This window comes from Gilvimarinus algae, from assembly GCF_030518215.1.
GTDB lineage: Bacteria > Pseudomonadota > Gammaproteobacteria > Pseudomonadales > Cellvibrionaceae > Gilvimarinus > Gilvimarinus algae.
In genome coordinates this window covers 13,780-31,686 of the sequence record NZ_JAULRT010000059.1, presented here as the reverse complement: position 1 = coordinate 31,686, position 17,907 = coordinate 13,780, and the positions used below count along the sequence as shown (strand labels likewise).

Here is a 17,907-nt window from a genome sequence, read left to right as displayed (position 1 = left end):
AGTCGACTTTGGCGCCTAATGGAACAAGGGCATCTGTTCAACCTCCTCTGGCGTCGCGGGAGGTGCCAGCCGAACACCCAGACCCAATAGCCGAACACGAGCCGGACCGCGCGTCAGCGCCTGACTCAGCAACGGTTGATAATCCGACAATCGCCAGTGCTCACCGGGCCTTTCAATGGTGGTACTGCTAAAATCACCAAACTTTACTTTGACAAAGCCTTTGCGAACCTGGGGTTTGCCGGTCAGTTTGGCAAGTCGTTCTTCGAGCCGGGACAGTAACTCAGGTAGCTGTTGCAAGCAGGCCGACTCTCCGGTTAAGTCCCGAGAATAAGTTTGCTCAACACTAATGGATTTGCGCTCACGAGTGACTTGAACTTCGCGCTCATCCACACCGCGGCTAAACCAATACAGTCGATGACCAAAGCGACCAAAGCGCTCAGTCAATGCGTCGAGCGGCCAAGCCTGCAACTGATCGCAACGCCCGATTCCCATGAACTGCAGTTGCTCTGCGGTAACACGACCAACCCCCGGTATTTGGGTGACGCTCAAACCTCTAACAAAGGTGTCGGCCTGATGGGCGCGCACAAAAAAAAGACCATCTGGCTTTTCCCATTCGCTGGCGACTTTTGCAAGAAACTTATTGGGCGCGAGACCCACCGACACCGTAATACCGAGCTCAGCGGTTACCTCGGCGCGAATACGGGCTGCAAGTTCAACAGCCTGAGCTTCATCACTGCAAATCCCGGTCAAATCCAAATAGGCTTCATCAAGCGACAGCGGCTCAAAACGATCGGTGTAGCGCTGAAAAACGTCCATCATGCGGCTGGATGTCTCGCGGTAAAGATTCATCCTGTGTGGCAAAATCGTAAGCCCGGGACACAACCGCAACGCATGAGCGCTTGCCATGGCAGAACGTACACCAAACACACGCGCCGGATAATTGCAGGTTGAAATCACGCCTCGTCTGTCCGCACTACCGCCCACGGCCATGGGGCGATGACGAAAGAGGGGTTGCTCACGCATTTCCACCGCGGCAAAAAAACAGTCTGCATCGACATGCATAATGATGCGCGACAAAACAAACCCTCCGCTCAAGCCAATAAATACTGTATATACAGTCAGTATAATGTAGGCACAGGGAACAGAAAAGTTTCCCAACAAAAATTCTTTTTAATGTGCCTAACGGATTTTTTTCGCTAAAAATGTGGCGATAGCTGAAAAAACGGTGGGATTTTTCTATGTTTTTTCTAAAAAGCGCGTTTTTTTCAATAAAAATGTCGTAAAATGCTTGAAATTCGCCGGTAAAGTTTTAACGTATTAACCGCCGGATCTAATCCGTTTACTTTTTTGTTCACAACAATAAAGGAAGCTCACCATGGCTGCTCGTAAAACCAAAGCTGTAAATACAGTTGCTCAGTTGGAAAAACAACTGTCTCAGTTGCAGGATCAATTGAGCAAGGCTCGCACTGCGGAAGAGAAAGACGCTGCGAAGACCGTTGACACCCAACAGAAAGCTGTAACCAAAGCCACAAAAACTCTGCAAGCAGCCAGAACCAAGCTGGCCGCTGCGAAGAAGAAGAAAACCCCTGCTGCCGCCAAGCAAGTAACGGCAGCCAATGCCGCTGTGCGTAAAGCGCAGACTGAAGTGACCGGCGCCCGTGCCGCTCTGGCTGAAGCCAAGCAGCAGCTTGCTGCCATCAAGTCTGCCAACAAAGTGGCTAGCCAGCACGATGCAGCCATGAGCAAAGCTCAGCGTGAGCTGGCCAAAAAGCAGAAAATCGCTGATCGCAAAGCGGCTGCAAAAGCCAAAGCCGCTGCTAAAAAGGCTGCCGTCAAGCAAAAAGCCGCCGAGAAAAAAGCCGCTGCTAAAGCAAAGCTAGCGGCCAAGAAAGCTGCTGCCAAAGCCAAAGCTGCTGCCAAAAAGGCCGCTGCCAAGCAAAAAGCCGCCGAGAAGAAAGCCGCTGCTAAAGCCCGCGCCGCTGCTAAGAAAGCCGCCGCCAAAGCCAAAGCGAAAACCAAGGCAAAAAAAGCCTCTACTCCACGCAAGGCCAAAGCAACCACCGCTAAACGCAAAGCTCCCGCCAAGCGTGCTGCGGCCAAGAAAGCTCCTGCCAAGCGCGGTCGTAAGCCAAAGGCTAAGTAAATCCGGCTCAGGCCAGAAAACAAAAACCGCCGCAACGAAAGTTGCGGCGGTTTTTTATGACGTAAAGACATCAAGGCGCAATTGGCGCTTCAGCCTCTTCCAAACGGCGGGGGTGAATACTGACCTGCACCACTTCCTGCTCGTCGATATCGCAATAGGCACGATACTCGAGCGCCTCACCAAAATAATCCGACGCATTAAAGTCGATGGTAAAGCGCAAGGGCTGGAGCATTTCAGCGGCCTCTGCCCCCTCTCCTTGCTCCTCTTGTGAAGGCGGCATACTCCCTGACTCTTGCTCCAGCGCCCCTGGATCGGGCGAGGGAAGCGCTGCTAGCTCGAGCTCGAGCGCTTCGGGTTGCTCTGTCGTAACCCAAACCAAGTCATTCATGGTGCGAGTCTGGCGCTGCAGTGTCTCTTGGCAAACGCCCCACAAGCGCTCGCGGCGCTGCGCTTCCCGCCGCCGGGCCTCTTCTTCTGCTTTGCGCTGGCGTTCGGCTTCTCGCTGTTGCTCCACTTGCGCCCGCTGCGCCTGAATCTGCGCGATCTGCGCTTGGCGCTGCGCTTCCAGCTCGCGCTCACGTTCGCGCCGCGCGTCAATCTCAGCCTGCAATTGCGCAAAGCTAATCCGCCCCTCGGGGCGGGTCTCATCCAGTATTTCCAGGGTCAAACCATCCACCCGCCAGCGATACGTCATAGATTGGGCATCGCGGCAGGTGTAGCTGAACACGGGCTGATCTTCGCGGCTGTCATCTACCTTGACCTTGCCTGAAATAAACACTACACACTGTTCACTCGCGGCCATCAATTTGGCGCCATCGAGCAGCTGTGGCAGGTAACGCAGGTAGGTACGCGGCACTTCCAGCTGGTCGAGCTGCACGGCCTGAACCTGAGCCGAGAGGAGGCCGAGCAGGAATAAGCGACTAGGCAGACTCACCAGGCGTCTGCTCTTCGACAATTTGCGAAAACACATAGGCATAAAGCACCAGTACGGCCTCCGGGTTGCGCTCCGTGAATTCCACTCCATAAATGGCCGGTAACTGCTGGTTTTGTTCCTGAGTGCTTCTCTCCACACGAGAACGAACCACCGCCGCCACCACAAGATCGAGTTCGATATCCACAATCCGCACGCGCGCGCTCAAGGTTAGCTGATCGCCGATTTCGGCGATGGCGTCACGCAGCTCTAGACGGGCGCCCGTAATGCTGATATCAGCAATTATACCGCTGGTTTGAGAGCCATGCAGAGAGCTCGTGTTTTCCGCCTCAACCGGCTGATCAATGGCGACGCGGGTTGCACTGCGTATACCCTTGAAAGTGACACTCTCGGGATAACTGACGTACAGCAGTGGGTAGGGCTCAGTGCCCTGAGCCTCTACCACCGAGGCAAACAAGCCAATACCGTTGGCCACCATCAAGCGAACCGCCATTTTCTGGCCCGGGCGAAAACGGGCAAGCTTACCGCTACTGCGAGGCACGGAGAAAATCAGGCTGCGACCGGGCACGGCACCGACAAACCGACAGGAGAAGCGCTCGGGCTGACCGGCACTGTTGGTCACTTGAAGCTGCAAGGCCGTGCCCTGCGGCAATTTTAAATCTTCAAACTCCATAGACTCTGACAGCCCAATCAAGTTGTTTTAGTCTCCGCGCCCGCGCTGGCATTCTCTATCCAAGATTGGCCTGAAGGGATTGGAAAAGGCGGTAGCCGTAAGAAGTATCGCAAGAGATGCTCTTCACTGACAACTGCAAGGCGCAAACAGCAGGCGCCGTGGCCTCAGCACTGCGTCAGTGTTCAAGGGCCTTGAGCAACTCGCGGTCGGGTGATTGTCCCGAGGAGGGGGCGATAGAGCCAAAGCGATCATTCCAGGCGACCAGAAGGCTCGCCAGCGTGCGCGCCTGCTCGTGTAGAGAGCGTAACTCCTCGAGGGTGTCCTTTGGGCCCAGGTACAGCTTGACCGCCCTGTGGCGGTTGGCCAGCTCGTCCTTGGGATGAAGGGAGCGATAGACCTCTAACTTCCAGCGCAAGTTGTGTACCGTGTTGCGATAGTACAGCAGCTTAGTCGGCAGGCTAATGGGGTGTGTGGACTCCAGCTCCCCAAATGCACTGAAATCAGCCGAAAAGACCATGATTTCGCGGCTACTCGTATCCGCGACTATGGTCGCTGAACGCGGGCTGTGCATAAGCCGCGCGAGATCGCCAAAGACCTCTCCGGGGGTCACATAATTGACCGGCTCGCCGGTCAGCGCTTCACTGGGGTAAACCGCCAGACGCCCCTTCAGCAGGAAATAAAGACACTGATCTCCGTCTCCTCGGTGCAAAACCACCTCACCCGGTCGATAGGTAATAATGCGCGAATACTGCAGGAGAGTGTCAAACTGCGCCGGATCGAGTTGTTTTACCGCCTTAAAAAAGGGTATGGCAGAGAGCAGTTGCTCGATGGTTTGCCGTTGAAATTTCTCGATCAGTTTTATTTCCATACCACGCCAACTCGTTTATTGTCAGAATCTATCTGGCTGGCTTAAGCCAAACTCAAGACACCGGACATCATAGCAGTTCTTTACACTTTATAGCCGGTCAGGCAGCTCAGGGCAAATTTGCCCGTTTTTTCCTAATTGTCTGATAAATTAAAGGTTAACTCACTTTTCCGAGGCACATTTTTTCGGTAGAGTAAAGAGTCATAGTAAAAAAACAACCGACAAAGGGCTGTACTCAGCACCTTAGGTCATAATGCCCATAACTCTAACACCAAAGCGAAGCCACTTATGCGAGCCCTTTTACCTGTCCGATCATGCTTGGCGCTTTTTACCACATGTCTGTTGTGCCTGTCAGCCGCTGCTCAGGCCGCCCCCCTCCTCAATGGTATGGCGGTTCATCAGGAGCTCGGCAAAGACCGCTTTATCGGCGCGATATACAGTGAAACGCTGACCAGCGATGCCGGTGTGCTGCTCGCTGCGGATATTCCAATGCGCATGGAAATGAAGATAACCGCTGACCGCGGCATGGCCGCCCGACGCTTCAGCCGCATGTGGATTGAGGGGATGGCTATCAACATCCGCTCCGATGCCCTGACCGCGCAGGCGGACAACATGGTGGATTTCACCAACATGTTCAAAGAGCGGCTGCTAGAGAATGACCGGGTGGTCTTTGCGCTGACGCCCGGAGAAGGCGTTGCCATTAGTGTGAACGGTATTGAACTGGGGCAAATTGATGACGATGAGTTTTTCTCACTGCTTGTCAGTACCTGGGTGGGGAGAGTACCGCTATCATCCAGCTTCCGCGATCAATTGCTGGCCGCCGGTGAGGTCACTGAATCATTGGTAGCCCGCTACCAATCCATTCAGCCTTCCCCCGAACGTAAGGATCAGGTGGCAGCGTGGACTGCACCGCCACCAGCGCCGGAGCCAGCGCCTGCCGTTACCCAAGAGCCCGAACCTGAGCCCACCGTCTCTGATGAACCAAACGTGGCGGTTGCCGCGCCAGTCATTGAACCGCCCAAAATTGAGCTGCCCCCAGCCGCATCCAGCAGTGTCGCCTCCGCTGTAGCCGACGAGCCCGAGCCGCTAAGCACGACATCCAGTGCCCAAAGCAGCTCCGTCGCCGCTGCAAGCAGTTCGGCTCCACTGCCTGCCCCGGAGCCCGAGCCTGAAGATGAGACCGACGAGGACTATGTGCCCACATTCACGGCCGAGTCTCTGCTGGCGAGCCAGCGCTACTTTTCCACGCTGGTGCGCAAAGTTCAACTAGAGATCAAGTATCCGCGGCGCGCCCTGCAGCGCGGCTACGAAGGCTTTATCCGTATTGCCGTCACTTTGGATCGAAGCGGCAACCTGTTAGGGGCAGAAATGCTTGAAGAGTCGGAACACGGCATACTCAACGATGAGGCCATGGAATCGGTGGAGGACGCGGCGCCCTTTGCGGAAATACCCGGCGTTATCGGCGGCCTGACCCACGAATTCACTATCCCGATCACCTTCGCTCTCGAGCAGTAAAACGCTTGTGCAGACCACCTCAGCGAGCTAGCAAAGGCCGTTGAGGTGAGTCTCGATGACCTTGCGGATACCGTTGCGCTCGAGCACCGAGTGATCCTCCAAACGGTCCAAATGAATAAAGTGCAGGTGCAAGCAAGGCGTTGAGGCGTCCAACTCGCGCAGATCCCCCTTGACCAGCACCGGCAAAAAGACCTTTCCCTCCGGCAGGCGCTGATCCACCATTCGTAACCCAACACGCAAGGGCACCTTACGGTAGGCCTTTTCACCGCGCTTTAAGGGCAAAGTCATCTGCAAGGAACCATCCTCGGCTGGGATGATATTCAAGCCCGTCGCCGTCACCGAATTTGCAGGAATGCCATTGAAGGTATCGTGAGGTGCAAATGGGTTGGGAAGAATCACGAGCTTGCGTGACTCCTCTTTGGGAAAAAAGATATTGTAGTTGGTGTAGAGCTGCTCTACGGAGTGGGAGTAGACGCACAACTTGTTTTCAAAGCCCATCACAAACGAAACGGCTCGCTGACGCTGATTAAACGCATCCAGATCCCAGACTAAGTCTTTATTATCGTTGGCTAGATCCACACCGGCTCCCCTGTCCCCTCTCGCTCCAGTATACCTCAGAGTGGCACCGGGGCAAGATGAAGCCCTGAAGGCCCGGGGCTCAAGAGTTTGCTCGCGGACTCGGTCAGCAAATCCGCACTGAGACCATCAGTGCTCTCTGGTCGCCCGGAAGCGAACGTCGGGGTAGCGCTCTTCGGCCAGCGATAAATTCACCCGAGTCGGGGCCAGGTAAGTTAAGTGCCCGCCGCCATCGATGCAGAGGTTGTCATTGCACTTACGCTTGAATTCCTCAAACTTCTTCGCATCATCACACTCCACCCAACGGGCCGTAGCCACATTGACCGGCTCGTAAATGGCCTCAACCTTATACTCGTCCTTCAGCCGGTAGGCCACCACCTCGAACTGGAGCACACCCACTGCGCCGACCACGATATCGTTATTGGCGAGGGGAAAAAACACCTGAGTGGACCCCTCTTCCGAGAGCTGTTGTAGCCCTTTTTGCAGCGCTTTGGTTTTTAACGGGTCCTTCAAGCGAATGCGGCGAAACAGCTCAGGGGCAAAGTGGGGAATACCGGTAAATTTCAGCGACTCACCGTCGGTAAAGGTATCTCCAATCTGAATGGTGCCATGGTTGTGCAGGCCAATAATGTCACCAGCCACAGCCTCTTCCACTGACTCGCGATCACCGGCCATAAACGTCACAGCATCGGAGATTTTCACATCCTTGCCAATGCGAACATGCCGCATTTTCATGCCCTTGGTATAGAGCCCAGAGCAGACCCGCATAAAGGCGATGCGATCGCGGTGCTTGGGGTCCATATTCGCCTGAATTTTAAAAACGAATCCAGAAAAGGCGCCGTCACTGGCCTCGACAAAGCGCTCGCTAGTGTCCCGCCCCATAGGCTTGGGCGCCCACTCGACAAACCCATCGAGCATTTCCCGCACACCAAAATTGCCCAGCGCAGTACCAAAAAACACGGGTGTCATACGACCGGCCAGGTACTCATCCAGAGAAAACTCGTTGGTGGCTCCACGCACCAGATCAATCTCTTCGCGGATATCATCCACATCAGAGCCCAACAGGGCTGCCGCCTCCGGACTGTCCAGGCCTTTGATCTGCTCGTCTTCAGGAATGGTATGCCCTTGGCCAGAGCGATAGACGTGGATGGTATCAGTGTAGAGGTTGTACACGCCTTTAAAGTGCTTACCCATTCCCAGCGGCCAGTTGATCGGCGCCGCAGAAATTTTGAGAACGTCTTCAATTTCGTCCATCACCTCAATCGGATCGCGGCTATCGCGGTCCATCTTGTTGATAAAAGACAGAATCGGTGTATCTCTTAAGCGGCAGACATCCATCAACTTGATGGTGCGGTCTTCCACACCCTTGGCGCCGTCAATGACCATCAGCACGGAATCCACGGCGGTCAGGGTGCGGTAAGTGTCCTCGGAGAAATCTTCGTGCCCAGGAGTGTCCAACAGGTTGACGATGCGGCCCTTGTAGGGAAACTGCATCACCGAGGAGGTAACGGAAATACCGCGCTCCTGCTCCATGCTCATCCAGTCCGACTTGGCATGAGGGCCTCGCTTACCCTTGACCGAGCCCCCCACCTGAATGGCATTGCCGAACAACAGCAATTTCTCTGTGATGGTGGTTTTACCCGCATCCGGGTGCGAAATAATGGCAAAAGTACGACGTTTGTCGATATTTTTAGACAGAGCAGAGGACATAATTTTCAGGCTTAACCGGTTTGATGCAGGCGCTATTGTCCATGAAAAGACCCGCTTTCACAATCACAGCCCGCTTAAACCCGGTTATCTCGGCCGCGCCGTTGGAAGTGATCCAGCAGGTGCCCCCCCAGCTCTGATAAGGGGGCAACGGTCTGCACGCCACCACGCCCTATAGCCTCCTTAGGCATGCCAAACACCACACAGCTTTGCTCATCCTGCGCGAGGGTATGACCGCCCACTGTGCGAATGGACAACATTCCCTCAGCGCCATCTTTGCCCATGCCCGTTAAAATGACCGCTGAGGCATTGGCTCCTACTGCGCGGGCTACGGACTGAAACATGACATCGACAGAGGGCCGATGCCGCTGCACTGGCTCAGCGTCGGACAAGCGCGTCACATAGTCCGAGCCATGGCGCTCCACCAGAAGGTGCCAATTGCCGGGAGCCAGATAGGCATGACCGGGCAGAATACGCTCTCCGCCTCTCGCCTCCTGCACCCGCATGGCACAGAGCCGGTCCAGACGCTGAGCATAGGAACTGGTAAATCCCGCTGGCATATGCTGAGTAATGACCGTCCCTGGGGTATTAATTGGCAGCTGCATCAGCAGCTCTTTAATGGCCTCTGTGCCACCCGTTGAGGCGCCTATTGCCAGTAACTGCTCGGTTCCAGAGATCTGTAAAGACCCGGCCGTGGGCCTTTGGCCTGCCGCCGGCGGTTTCCGGACGCGTGCCTTGGCAGCCACCCTGATTTTTTCCAAAATCAGAGCACTGTATTCTGCCATACCCTCGCGAATACCCAGCTTGGGCTTGGGCACAAAATCCACTGCTCCTAGCTCAAGGGCGCGGAGTGTGGCCTCGGCGCCCTCCTCCGTCAAAGTGGAGATCATAATCGTTGGCGTCGGGCGGGCGCGCATCATTTTATCGAGAAACGTCAGCCCATCCATACGTGGCATTTCAATGTCCAGCGTCACTACATCCGGCGAGTGCTGGTTGATTAAATCCCTTGCCACATAAGCATCGGGCGCTGCCCCCACAAGCCGCATATCGGGTGCACCTGTCACTATTTCGCTCAGCAGGGTACGGATTAGCGCCGAATCATCCACCACCAGCACCGAGATGCTCATCGTCAAAACAGATCCACCTCGCCAGATTTGGGGGCGGCCTTCATCCGCATACGGTACTCACTCTCGCGGTCAATGATGGTGGTATTGTGCATATTTTTGAGCTTTCTAACCATTACCTTGCTGGTGCTTGGAAAGTAGTAAACCTTGCGTGGAAAGCGATCAAGCAAATCTTGAGCAAGCAAGGGAATTCGCTCATTGCGTAAAAACTCCAGTACAAACTCAGCATTACGCTCACCAACGTTAGTATAGGTAATACCCTGCAACACGTTACCACCGCCGAAGACCTTGGCTGCCAATCGGCTCCGACGAGCACCCAGCTTAAGCAAGTGGTTGATCAGCAACTCCATGGCGTAGACGCCGTAGCGGGCAGATTCATTTACCATTCCTGCATCTACCGCGCCGTCGTTGGGCAACAAAAAATGATTCATTCCGCCAATCTCCCGGTCTGCGTCAAAAACACAAGCAGCGACACATGAACCGAGAACCGTTACAATCAGCTGGTCCTTGGCTGTTACAAAGTACTCTCCTGGTAGAATTTTGACTGCCTGACAACCGAAATGGCGATCAAAGTATGTATTGGGGGCCAAGTGTACATCTGCGTCGTAACTCACATTCGCCACCGAGCTAAAGTGCTCTCGGCACGACAAAAGATGGTTCGCCCAAGCGACCGCAACAACCCACTGGCCTCGCTAAAGCTTTCTGAATGACCCGCCACGTAAATACCATTCGGGCCCAATAGAGGGAGCATCCGCTCCAGCAATCGATATTGGGTGGGCTTATCAAAGTAAATCATTACGTTTCGGCAAAAAATTGCATCATAGGGGGGAGAAAGGTTCCAGCTCTGGCTCAACAAGTTAAGTTGTTCAAACGTAACGAGCGCCTTGACCTCAGGCCTTACCTTCACCTTCCCTAAATTTGCCCCCTTTCCCTTGAGAAAAAACCTCTTTTTTCTGGCAGCCTCCAAACGCTCAATACGCTCTTCGCTATACACTCCGATCCTCGCCTGGGACAAAACCTGGCTATCGATATCTGTTCCCACAATCTCTACTGGAGGCTTTAATGTATCAAACGCTTCCATCGCGGTTATTGCTAGCGTATAGGGCTCCTCTCCCGTGCTCGCAGCGGCACACCAGATCTTAAATGTTTTTCCGGAAAGGTGATTCTTCCTGAAATAGGCTTTCAAGTAATCGAAATGATGCGACTCCCGAAAAAAAGACGTCAAGTTCGTTGTTAACGCATTAATAAACTGCTCAAGTTCGTTATCATGACCTTCCAAGTACACTAAGTATTCGCTAAATCGCTTGAGATTTAGCGCTCGAATACGCCGTGCGATGCGGCTATACACTAACTGACGCTTACTGTCTTGCAGACGAATCCCTGCAGCGTCATAGATTAACCGACGAATTTTCTCAAAATCGTTATCGGTATATTCAAATTCTCGTACAACTCCTCCTGAGGCCATAAATTAAAATGTTTCCCAATCATCTTCATCCGAGGCACTAGGCTTGGCGAGCCTACTAGAGGGCTTCTCTTTAGCAAAGCGGCTTGGCAACTCCAACTTGTCTCTCTGCGGCGCTTTGGCAGGGGTTGAAGGCTGCAGGACTGATGAAGCCTCTTCGCTGAGTTTGAAAAGACTGACAAATCTATTAAGTTGATCAGCCTGCGACTGCAAGCTCTCTGCCGCTGCTGCCGCCTGCTCCACGAGCGCGGCGTTTTGCTGCGTCATTTCATCCATTTGACTAACAGCATTAGAAACCTCCTCAATGCCGGAAGACTGCTCAACAGAGGCAGCTGCAATTTCAGCCATAATGTCATTTACTCGCTTGATTGCGGTGACGATATCGCCCATAGCCTCGCCCGACTGGCCCACAAGGGAGTTTCCGCTTTCAATTTTGCTAACCGAATCGGAAATCAGAGCTTTAATATCCTTAGCTGCATTTGCTGATCGCTGGGCCAAAGTACGAACCTCCGACGCCACTACCGCAAAGCCACGCCCCTGCTCGCCAGCGCGAGCAGCTTCTACCGCCGCATTGAGCGCGAGAATATTGGTTTGGAACGCGATTCCATCAATGACACCGATGATATCCTCAATTTTCTTCGCAGACTCGTTAATAGCCGCCATAGTGTTGACCACTTGCTTGATCAAATCACCGCCTTGACTCGCCATTGTTGTCGCCTGATCGGCCAGAACATTCGCCTGTTTAGCATTGTCTGAATTTGTTCGAACCGTAGAGGTGAGCTCTTCCATACTGGAAGCGGTTTCCTCCAGGCTGGATGCTTGCTGCTCTGTTCGACCCGACAGGTCAGCGTTTCCGGAGGCAATTTCGCTCGATGCAGTAAAAATAGTATCAGCAGCATTTCGTATATCGCCGATCATTGATGTCAAACTGTCAGTGGTTTTATTACAGTAATTCTTAATCTCGTCAAAAGTCCCCTGATAGTCATCATCGATACGCTCAGTCAAGTTACCATCCGCCATGGCGCTCAATACGCGAGCCACATCATTAAGCCCCTTCTCTGAAGTCTGCACCAGCGAGTTCAACCCTTCGGCAAGCTCGAGGAAAAACCCTTCTTTTCCATCTGTCGCAATTCGAGCTGAAAAATCCCCCTGCCCAGCAGCCTCAACCAATTTTGTGACATCGCGTCCGGTAGCCAATTCGTCGGTTCGATCAATCCACTCGACAATGGATCCAAGACGATTTCCTTCCTCAGAAAATATCGGATTCGCCACCAACCCAAAAGTCCGGCCTCCGACTACAATTTGAGCTCTGTAAGTTGTGGTGAGTTTATCCAATAGCCCCATCTGGTGGGCAGGATTCTTATGGAACCTATCTATGCAGCTTCCCAGCACTGTATCGACTGAAAAGTCTGGCAGAGCTTTTCGTAAATCGCTTTCCGCTCGCCGAAGCATTCCTTTTACTGCTTTATTCATGTATATAACCACACGATCGGCGTCGGCAATCATGATATTGGTTGAGGTATTGTCTACAGCCTCTTTAATAATCGTATTAAAAATCGCTGTTTTTCTTGCCTTTTCGGCGATTTCTTCGGCCGCCTTCTCTTTGGTGAGATCCAGCCACTCAACCACAGTTCCGAGCCGTCGCTCCGCCTCGAATACCGGGTTTGCAATAAGTCCGAACACTCTTCCACCAACACTGATCTCAGCGCGATAAGTGCTTTTAAGCTCATCGAGGAGCCGCATTTGATGGCCTGGATTCTTATGGAATACATCCATGCAGCTGCCGACCACATTTCTTACTGAAAAATGGGGTAAGTCCTTTCGAATATCGGACTCTGCATCCGATAAAAGCTTAGTTACAGCCTCGTTCATATAAATAATATTACGGTCGGGATCGGCCACCATAATATTGGCACTGGTGCTTTTCACAGCACCATTAAGCGCTGCATTGAAAAACTCCTTAAGTCGCTTCTGCGTTACATCTGTAGCGAATTTTATAACCTTATAAACACTTCCTTCTTCATTCTTGAGTGGATTATAGGAACCGTGTATCCAGACCTCCTTCCCCCCCTTACCCAAGCGCCGATATTCATTGACAAAGTGCTCCCCACGATTGAGAGATCGCCAGAACTCCTGATACTCTCCACTGTTTTTGTCCTTGTCATCCACGAACATGCTGTGATGACGACCTACAATTTCATCAAGGGAGTAACCCATTACCGAAAGAAAATTTCCATTAGCGTGCAAAATGGTTCCGTCGGGTTTGAACTCAATTACCGCTTGGGCCTTACTGACAGCATCGAACTTATCCTGCAACTCTTTTAAGGCGGATTTACTTTTCAAAAAATCCAACATGTCCAGCTCCTCCGTGCGAGCGGCTACGATATCCCAAAATATTTAATGATCTATGCTTTTATTATCGGCCTGATCAAAGAGCGCCAATTCCTTACTGGTGATCAACTCGTCAATATCCACCAGGATGACCATATGATCCTCAACATTTGAAAGCCCTTTCAAGTAGCGACTGTCAAAAGCAACGCCGAACTCTGGAGCGGGTCGGATCATGTCAGGCGTTAGTCGAATGACGTCAGAGACACTATCGACCACAATACCCACCACACGTTGGCGTATCTGTAGAACGATAACAATCGTAAACTCATTGTAGACAGGCTTTCCCACATTGAACTTGATACGCAAATCCACAACCGGGACTATATCTCCACGTAGGTTGATTACCCCCTTAATAAAATCGGGAGCATTTGCAATTTTAGTCGCCTTTTCCCAGCCCCGAATTTCCTGAACCTGCATAATATCTACGGCGTAGTGCTCATCACCCAGAGTAAATGATAGAAATTCTTTCTCCTGGCCGCCAAAAGATTCTGATGTCACGCGATTTCCTCCAAATTCACAGGATCCACAACGGACGATGCCAGCGACTCCACATCCAATATGAGGGCCACACTGCCATCTCCCATAATAGTTGCTCCTGCGACACCCGGTATGCGTCGATAGTGTTTTTCCAGGCTTTTGATAACAACTTGTTGCTGTCCTACGAGCTCATCGACCATCAACCCAAAACGCCTTTTACTGGTCTCCACCAGAACCACTATAGCTTTTTCTGGATCAACGCAATCGGGCTTGACATTCATTTTCTGGTACAAGGGTAACACTGGCCAGTAGTAGTCTCTCACATGTAAGAGCACGTCCTTACCAAGCGTTTTCACGCTTTTTTCAGGCGGCTGCATGGACTCGACAATATTCACCAAGGGTATAATGTAGGTCTGATCGCCCACGCGAACGCCCATTCCATCAACTATAGCCAAGGTTAGTGGCAATACAATTGTGAACACTGAGCCTTGACCGGGCGTTGAAGATACTTCAATACGGCCACCTAATGAGCTAATGTTGCGACGAACAACATCCATACCAACCCCCCGACCTGAGACATCGGTAACCACTTCAGCCGTTGAAAAGCCGGGCTGAAAAATCAATGCCCAAACATCTTCATCACTCATGGTATCTGATGCAGAAAGGCCATTTTCTTCGGCCTTAGAAAGGATCCTGTCGCGATTAAGTCCACCCCCATCATCGTGGATACCAATAATGATATTGCCTCCTTGCTGAGCGGCCGTAAGAGTCACCCGGCCCGTGGCTGGCTTACCGGCAGCGGCTCTTGCTTTTGGTGACTCTATACCGTGATCAATACTGTTGCGCACTAGATGAGTCAGTGGATCTACGAGTTTCTCGATCAGGCTTTTATCCAGCTCGGTGTTGCCGCCTTCAATGTGGAGGTCAATATCCTTTCCCAACTTTGCCGATAAATCTCTCACTACCCGAGGAAAACGATTGAACACAAAGGAGACCGGCAACATTCTTATGGACATCACCGACTCCTGAATTTCTCTCGTGTTGCGCTCGAGTTCTCCGAGAACATTCTGCATGCGCTCTGCCTGCTGCTCATCCAGATCCTTGCCTAGTACTGCAAGCATTGACTGAGTGATTACTAACTCACCAACCAGATTGATGAGCTTATCAACCTTATCTACGTCCACTCGTATCGAGGTACTCTCTGTTGCCACCATCTTTGTGGGCGAAACACCAGGCATCTTCTTTCCAGCCACGGATTTCGGAGCTGGTGGCTTTCCGGGAGCGGCGACTAGACCACTCTTCTCGCCGGAACTCGAGCCAAGTTCTTCAGCGACAACACCAGAAGCTGGCTCGTCAAAAAAGCCAAAAGCAGAGTCGCCCGCCTCTGACTCAGCTGATTCTTTCGCGCCATCAATCGCCCCTGGCAAAGGTTCAAAAAACCCAAAAGCTTCAGATTTTTCAGGCCCGGACTCAATACCCTCAAACAAACCCCATTTTTCTTCTGCCCTGTCAGGCAGAACGGGATCTTCAAATAGCCCATAAGGCGCACTTTTATCTTTATCCGAACCTTGGGAAACTCCGTCGGCCAAAAGCGTTTCCACGTGGCTTGTCGCCTGCGCAACAAAGTTCCAGTCAATCACTTCATCTTGCCGATATTGCAGCAAAAGGACTCCAAGATGATCTACCGCCTTCAGCAAACCATCCACTAACTCTGTATCTGGCTGTTGCAGCCCTTTGCGCAAGCGATCGAGCAGATTCTCCATAACATGAGTCACGCTTCCAAGCGCGTCAAAGCCGAAGATACCGCTACCACCTTTAATAGAGTGTGCTGCCCGGAAAATACTATTAAGCTCCTCAGCGTCTGGCTGCTGAAGATCTAGAGTCATCAGGAGCTGTTCCATAGTGTCAAGATGCTCTTGACTTTCCTCAAAGAAAACTTGGTGGAACTGCTTTAGATCGACACTCATAGCGCCTCTCCGAACTTAGCGTTAGGCCATTACCTTGGCAGCCACATCCAATAGGCTTTTCGGATCGAACGGCTTGACCATCCATCCTGTAGCACCAGCTGCCCTCCCTTGTGCCTTCATGGCGTCGCCCGCCTCTGTCGTTAGCACAAGAATTGGTTTGCGTGAGTAGGCAGGTAAAGTTCTTAAGGACTTAATCAGAGTAATGCCGTCCATTTTGGGCATGTTTTGATCAGTCAGCACACAGTCATAGGTGTTACTTTTACATAGAGACAGCGCCTCCTCGCCGTCCCTAGCGGCGGTCACAGAATAGCCGGCCCCTTTTAAGGTAAACTCAACCATTTGCCGAATGGATGCTGAGTCATCGACAACCAGTACATGCTTGCTCATTTTAGCTCCTGTTTTCTATTCAGAATAATCTCGGCTTTGGCTTCATTTCCAGGAGGCGTTACCGAAAACTTGTCCACAAGCTTTTCAATTAGCATAATCCCACGACCTGACAATTTCTCATTGCTCACATCAGTTTGATGGACGCTATAGCCAGGCCCTGTATCCTTCACAGTAATTGTTAGTTTGTGCGACTCAAGAACAACGTTGACTTGAATTTTATCGCGATCCGTCACACCTTTTAGGGCCCTGTCTCGCTCTAGTATGTATAAGTCAAAATTTTCAGGCTTTTCTTTCAAGTTTGAGCTTAACTTCAGCAACCCATGATCCAGGCTGTTGGTAACCAGCTCTGTTAGAACTGTAAAAACCACCTGTTGCTTGTCAGGTGGAAGATTTGCATTCGCAAGAAGCGTTACGACAGATCCAATCAAAGAATTGTTTTTGAGGTTTTCACCCTTTTGACTAACTGTGAACTCAAAAGGGGATATGCCTGCCAAGTTCTGTACATCCTCAATGAAAGGATACGATCTTTCCGGATCAAATATGAGAGAGAATATACTGACATCGTCATGAGGCTCGGCGGGCGCAGCCTCAACCAGCCCGAGAATGTCATCAAAGCGATCACCAACGTTAGAACTGTTTAAGACAGACTCTATTGAGCTCAAGGATTTTTCTAGCTCGGGGTGCAATAAATCCGTCAACCCATCACTCATTAACAACAACTCTCCAGCGCCTATATCTCTAAGAACCTCGCCTGCAGAGCTGAAATCCTCAACCTCCAAAACGCCAAGAGGCATATGAACTGAGGGAAATTTTATAGGTCTATGATCGCCATCAGGAATCCAATATGCATTCGGCATACCACCATTCCAAACCCTCAAACATCGCCTATGAACATCCAACTCAACCAATATTGCGGCTACAAACCTATTATCCGGGACTTCCAGCAGTAGCTTTTGATTTAACTCCTGTACAATAAGGGGAAGCGTAATGCCTTTTCTCGCCATACTGGCAAAAGTGGGGATAACAGGAATCATTGACAACGCGGCTGCCAATCCATGGCCTGTGGCATCCGCTACGATTGCCAGAGTATTACCGTTTGGAGATTGAACAGTCAGCACGATATCTCCAGAGAAGACCGAGTGAGGAATGATTTTGAATTTCACTCCAGGCAACTGCTGGTGATAGCGCTGCTGAAGGTGCTCATACACAAAATGGGCCATCTCTTGATCTTGATCTGTGCTATGTATCAACTTTTCCAGACGAGAGTTATTGTTTTCAAGCTCTCTAGCCATCCGCTGCTCGTTCAGCAATCTTTCAACTTTGAGAACGAGAAGGTTCCAGTGGACGGGTTTAACAATGTAGTCAGCCACCCCCAGATCAAAACACTCCTCTAGAAGTTCAACGTCATCGTCAACGCCAACCATAAGAACCGGAATAGCTTTAAGATGAGTGTAATCTTGTTTTATACGCAAAAAATCGGTTCCCAACCCATCATCCAAGTATTGATCCAATACAATTAAATCAAATTTGTCGGTAGAGAATAGGGCTTTTTCTGCCTCATCCACACAAGCGCAGGTTGTCACCAGAAAGCCATTTTCTCGGAGCACGTCTTCGAACAGAGCCAGAAGCATCTCATCGTCGTCAATCACAAGTATGCGATATTCAGGTTTTTGCAAGCGGTACATAATC

The 17,907-nt window shown here is 51.6% G+C and carries 16 protein-coding genes; 2 read left to right on the top strand and 14 right to left on the bottom strand.

Translation table 11 applies throughout. The annotated features are described in order from the left end of the window. Positions 1-15: 15 nt before the first annotated feature. Positions 16-1,077 (bottom strand): DNA polymerase IV, encoded by a 1,062-nt coding sequence (dinB, locus tag QWI16_RS11465; RefSeq protein ID WP_302713274.1) that lies wholly within the window; start codon positions 1,075-1,077, stop codon positions 16-18. 298 nt (positions 1,078-1,375) lie between these two features. Here dinB and QWI16_RS11460 point away from each other — a divergent pair, with 298 nt between their 5' ends. Further along, a complete protein-coding gene (locus QWI16_RS11460) occupies positions 1,376-2,143 on the top strand; it encodes a hypothetical protein (RefSeq protein ID WP_302713272.1) in 768 nt (255 codons plus the stop codon). A gap of 70 nt (positions 2,144-2,213) precedes the next feature. Here QWI16_RS11460 and QWI16_RS11455 read toward each other — a convergent pair whose 3' ends face one another. The 3 genes from QWI16_RS11455 to QWI16_RS11445 form a co-directional block, all read right to left on the bottom strand. Then, a complete protein-coding gene (locus QWI16_RS11455) occupies positions 2,214-3,077 on the bottom strand; it encodes a hypothetical protein (protein ID WP_302713270.1) in 864 nt (287 codons plus the stop codon). Next, entirely contained in the window at positions 3,064-3,768 is a 705-nt protein-coding gene (locus QWI16_RS11450; RefSeq protein ID WP_302713268.1) for a flagellar brake protein, read from the bottom strand. The genes QWI16_RS11455 and QWI16_RS11450 overlap by 14 nt, the downstream gene beginning before the upstream one ends. A 154-nt stretch (positions 3,769-3,922) precedes the next feature. Then, a complete protein-coding gene (locus QWI16_RS11445) occupies positions 3,923-4,615 on the bottom strand; it encodes a cyclic nucleotide-binding domain-containing protein (RefSeq protein ID WP_302713266.1) in 693 nt (230 codons plus the stop codon). A 384-nt stretch (positions 4,616-4,999) separates the two neighbouring features. On the opposite strand from QWI16_RS11445, the gene QWI16_RS11440 reads away from it, so the two are divergent. Then, entirely contained in the window at positions 5,000-6,127 is a 1,128-nt protein-coding gene (locus tag QWI16_RS11440; RefSeq protein ID WP_302713264.1) for a TonB family protein, read from the top strand. A gap of 27 nt (positions 6,128-6,154) precedes the next feature. On the opposite strand, the gene QWI16_RS11435 is transcribed toward QWI16_RS11440, so the two are convergent. The 10 genes from QWI16_RS11435 to QWI16_RS11390 form a co-directional block, all read right to left on the bottom strand. After that, complete coding sequence (locus tag QWI16_RS11435; protein ID WP_302713263.1) at positions 6,155-6,706, bottom strand: hypothetical protein; 552 nt, start codon at positions 6,704-6,706, stop codon at positions 6,155-6,157. A 126-nt stretch (positions 6,707-6,832) separates the two neighbouring features. Beyond that, a complete protein-coding gene (gene prfC, locus QWI16_RS11430; RefSeq protein WP_302713646.1) occupies positions 6,833-8,416 on the bottom strand; it encodes a peptide chain release factor 3 in 1,584 nt (527 codons plus the stop codon). A gap of 71 nt (positions 8,417-8,487) precedes the next feature. Further along, positions 8,488-9,537 carry a protein-glutamate methylesterase/protein-glutamine glutaminase gene (locus tag QWI16_RS11425; RefSeq protein ID WP_302713644.1) on the bottom strand — a complete coding sequence of 350 codons (1,050 nt, stop codon included), beginning with the start codon at positions 9,535-9,537 and terminating at the stop codon, positions 8,488-8,490. Positions 9,538-9,539: 2 nt separating this feature from the next. Then, positions 9,540-10,148 carry a chemoreceptor glutamine deamidase CheD gene (gene cheD / locus QWI16_RS11420; protein ID WP_302713261.1) on the bottom strand — a complete coding sequence of 203 codons (609 nt, stop codon included), beginning with the start codon at positions 10,146-10,148 and terminating at the stop codon, positions 9,540-9,542. Continuing rightward, the gene (locus QWI16_RS11415) at positions 10,145-10,999 is read right to left on the bottom strand and encodes a CheR family methyltransferase (protein WP_302713260.1); all 855 of its coding nucleotides are present in this window, start codon (positions 10,997-10,999) and stop codon (positions 10,145-10,147) included. The genes cheD and QWI16_RS11415 overlap by 4 nt, the downstream gene beginning before the upstream one ends. A 3-nt stretch (positions 11,000-11,002) precedes the next feature. Beyond that, entirely contained in the window at positions 11,003-13,351 is a 2,349-nt protein-coding gene (locus tag QWI16_RS11410; protein ID WP_302713259.1) for a methyl-accepting chemotaxis protein, read from the bottom strand. 42 nt (positions 13,352-13,393) lie between these two features. Next, positions 13,394-13,885: a chemotaxis protein CheW gene (locus QWI16_RS11405; protein WP_302713257.1), complete on the bottom strand. Its 492-nt coding sequence runs from the start codon at positions 13,883-13,885 to the stop codon at positions 13,394-13,396. Beyond that, positions 13,882-15,831 carry a chemotaxis protein CheA gene (locus tag QWI16_RS11400; RefSeq protein WP_302713255.1) on the bottom strand — a complete coding sequence of 650 codons (1,950 nt, stop codon included), beginning with the start codon at positions 15,829-15,831 and terminating at the stop codon, positions 13,882-13,884. The genes QWI16_RS11405 and QWI16_RS11400 overlap by 4 nt, the downstream gene beginning before the upstream one ends. A 21-nt stretch (positions 15,832-15,852) precedes the next feature. Continuing rightward, positions 15,853-16,218: a response regulator gene (locus tag QWI16_RS11395; RefSeq protein ID WP_302713253.1), complete on the bottom strand. Its 366-nt coding sequence runs from the start codon at positions 16,216-16,218 to the stop codon at positions 15,853-15,855. Continuing rightward, a complete protein-coding gene (locus QWI16_RS11390; RefSeq protein ID WP_302713251.1) occupies positions 16,215-17,903 on the bottom strand; it encodes an ATP-binding SpoIIE family protein phosphatase in 1,689 nt (562 codons plus the stop codon). The genes QWI16_RS11395 and QWI16_RS11390 overlap by 4 nt, the downstream gene beginning before the upstream one ends. Between the last annotated feature and the right edge of the window lie 4 nt (positions 17,904-17,907).